This window comes from Streptomyces scopuliridis, from assembly GCF_042790125.1.
GTDB classification, from domain to species: Bacteria; Actinomycetota; Actinomycetes; order Streptomycetales; family Streptomycetaceae; genus Streptomyces; species Streptomyces scopuliridis_A.
Map to the genome: position 1 here is coordinate 89,854 of NZ_JBHTZS010000028.1, position 3,016 is coordinate 92,869.

A 3,016-nucleotide genomic window follows, 5' to 3' on the forward strand; every position below is an offset into this window, starting at 1 on the left:
CAGACGCTCTGACGCGTCCCGTCCGGGCCCCCGGTACCCCGTACAACGCCGCGGGGCCGGGGCCCCCCCGGGGGCCCCCCCCCCCGCGATTGTGGGGCCTTAAATCCCCCTTCTGGTCATTTTGTCGCAAATGGAGTGTGACTCGGGCCACGTGGAATGGGCGTAACACTCCTGGAGACAGCGCGATGACCTAAGAGGTGACAGCCGAGGAGGGAATACGTCCGCCACGCGTGGCGCTGTATTCGCCTCTGAGGTCCAAGCCCGCGCCGTCGGCACATCCCCAGCCGACGGTCGTCGGCTCCGGTCCGATCCTGGGCGGGGCCGGAAGCCGTTTCCATCGTTCCGAGAGGTTGTTCGTGTCGGCCAGCACATCCCGTACGCTCCCGCCGGAGATCGCCGAGTCCGAGTCTGTGATGGCGCTCATCGAGCGGGGAAAGGCTGATGGGCAGATCGCCGGCGATGACGTGCGTCGGGCCTTCGAGGCCGACCAGATTCCGCCAACCCAGTGGAAGAATGTTCTGCGCAGCCTCAACCAGATCCTCGAGGAAGAGGGTGTGACGCTGATGGTCAGTGCCGCGGAGTCGCCGAAGCGCACCCGCAAGAGCGTCGCAGCGAAGAGCCCGGTCAAGCGCACCGCCACCAAGACCGTCGCGGCCAAGACGACCACGACGAAGACCGTCGCGGCCGCCACCTCGGCTCCGGCGGCAGAGATCGTGGAAGCCGCGGCCGATGAGGCCGGCGCCCCTGCCAAGAAGGCGGCCGCGAAGAAGACCGTGGCCAAGAAGGCCACGGTCAAGAAGACCGCCGCGAAGAAGACGACGGCCAAGAAGGCCGTCGGCAAGAAGGACTCCGACGAGGCCGCCGACGGCGAAGAGCCCACCGATGAGGTGCAGGGCGGCAAGGGCGAGGAGGAGGAGACCGAGGGCGAGAACAAGGGCTTCGTACTCTCCGACGACGACGAGGACGACGCGCCGGCCCAGCAGGTCGCCGTCGCCGGTGCCACCGCCGACCCGGTCAAGGACTATCTGAAGCAGATCGGCAAGGTCCCGCTCCTCAACGCGGAGCAGGAGGTCGAGCTCGCCAAGCGTATCGAGGCCGGTCTCTTCGCCGAGGACAAGCTGGCCAACTCCGACAAACTCGCGCCGAAGCTCAAGCGCGAGCTGGAGATCATCGCCGAGGACGGCCGCCGGGCCAAGAACCACCTGCTGGAGGCCAACCTCCGTCTGGTGGTCTCGCTGGCCAAGCGCTACACCGGGCGCGGCATGCTCTTCCTGGACCTGATCCAGGAGGGCAACCTCGGTCTGATCCGCGCGGTCGAGAAGTTCGACTACACCAAGGGCTACAAGTTCTCCACGTACGCCACCTGGTGGATCCGTCAGGCGATCACCCGCGCCATGGCCGACCAGGCCCGCACCATCCGTATCCCGGTGCACATGGTCGAGGTCATCAACAAGCTCGCGCGTGTGCAGCGCCAGATGCTCCAGGACCTGGGCCGCGAGCCCACCCCGGAGGAGCTGGCCAAGGAACTCGACATGACCCCCGAAAAGGTCATCGAGGTCCAGAAGTACGGCCGTGAGCCGATCTCGCTGCACACTCCGCTGGGTGAGGACGGCGACAGTGAGTTCGGAGACCTCATCGAGGACTCCGAGGCGGTCGTCCCCGCCGACGCCGTGAGCTTCACGCTCCTCCAGGAGCAGCTGCACTCGGTACTCGACACGCTCTCCGAGCGTGAGGCGGGCGTGGTCTCCATGCGCTTCGGCCTCACGGACGGCCAGCCCAAGACGCTGGACGAGATCGGCAAGGTCTACGGCGTGACGCGTGAGCGCATCCGCCAGATCGAGTCCAAGACGATGTCGAAGCTGCGCCACCCCTCGCGTTCGCAGGTTCTGCGCGACTACCTGGACTAGGACGCGACTACCTGGACCAGGACCTCGGTCCAGGCGCTGAGCCCCAGGGGGCGCGCGAAGCACGAGTGAAGGCCCGGATGCCACCGAGGATCCGGGCCTTCGCGCTGCGCGCTGGGGTGCGAGACTCGACCGGTGGGATGACTCTGGGTAGATCGGAGTCCACCGGAGAGTCAGGAGACTGTATGCGCCGTTCCGTAGCCCGAGTGCTGACCGCCCGAGTGCTGACCGGAGGACTGGCCGTGATCACCGCGGGGGCGGTGCTGCCACTCGTCGCGCCTGTCCCCGCCGCCGCCGATCGGGTGATCGTCGGCGGTCAGGCGGTGCGGATCGCCGACAGCCCATGGGTCGTGGCCCTGTCCAGCCGTGACCGCTTCGGGGGTACGCGTGCGGGCCAGTTCTGCGGTGGCGTGGTGGTGGCGCCGACGAAAGTGCTGACCGCCGCCCACTGTGTGGGCAGGGACGTCCTGGGGGTGGACCCGAAGGACGTGCCGGACCTCCTGGTCATCGCGGGCCGCGAGCGGCTGCGCGCCTCGGGCGGGCGCGAGATCGCCGTACGGTCCGTCCAGGTGGATCCGGCGTACGAGCCGCGCACCAACGCGTCGGACCTCGCCGTACTGACGCTCTCCCGGCCGCTGCCCGAGACGTACGCGATCCGGCCTGCGGAGCCGGGTGACCCGGCCGCGGCGCCGGGTACCGACGCGGCGGTCTACGGCTGGGGCGACACCTCGGGCGAGGCCGCGTACGCGCAGGCGCTGCGCTCCGCTCCGGTGAAGGTGCTGCCGGACTCCAGCTGCGAGCGGGCGTACCCAGGAGGAGGCTCAGGGGACCGTTACGAGCCCTCCACGATGCTCTGTGCGGGCGATCCCCGGGGCGGGCATGACGCGTGCCAGGGGGACAGTGGCGGGCCGCTGGTGGCCAAGGGACGGCTTATCGGGCTGGTGTCCTGGGGGAGCGGCTGCGGGCGCGCGGACAGTCCGGGGGTCTACACCCGGGTCACCATGGGCGCGCGGTCCGTCGCCGACGCGGTCGGAGCGCGGGCCTCACGCTGATCGGAGCGCGGGCGCCACGACGACGAGAACGGGCGGCCACCCCCGCGGTGCGGGGGCGGC

Annotated in this window: 2 protein-coding genes; both read left to right on the forward strand. The window is 69.5% G+C overall.

Features of this window, described 5'->3' with window-relative positions; translation table 11 throughout:
• Positions 1-356 precede the first annotated feature (356 nt).
• Positions 357-1,907: an RNA polymerase sigma factor gene (locus tag ACFRKB_RS31125; RefSeq protein WP_030350142.1), complete on the forward strand. Its 1,551-nt coding sequence runs from the start codon at positions 357-359 to the stop codon at positions 1,905-1,907.
• A gap of 182 nt (positions 1,908-2,089) precedes the next feature.
• The gene (locus ACFRKB_RS31130; protein WP_383109945.1) at positions 2,090-2,956 is read left to right on the forward strand and encodes a S1 family peptidase; all 867 of its coding nucleotides are present in this window, start codon (positions 2,090-2,092) and stop codon (positions 2,954-2,956) included.
• Positions 2,957-3,016: the final 60 nt, after the last annotated feature.

What these genes read in the sequence shown, in the direction of transcription:
- ACFRKB_RS31130 (WP_383109945.1), top strand. Translation starts at nt 2,090, where the DNA reads ATGCGCCGTTCCGTAGCCCGAGTGCTGACCGCCCGAGTGCTGACCGGA.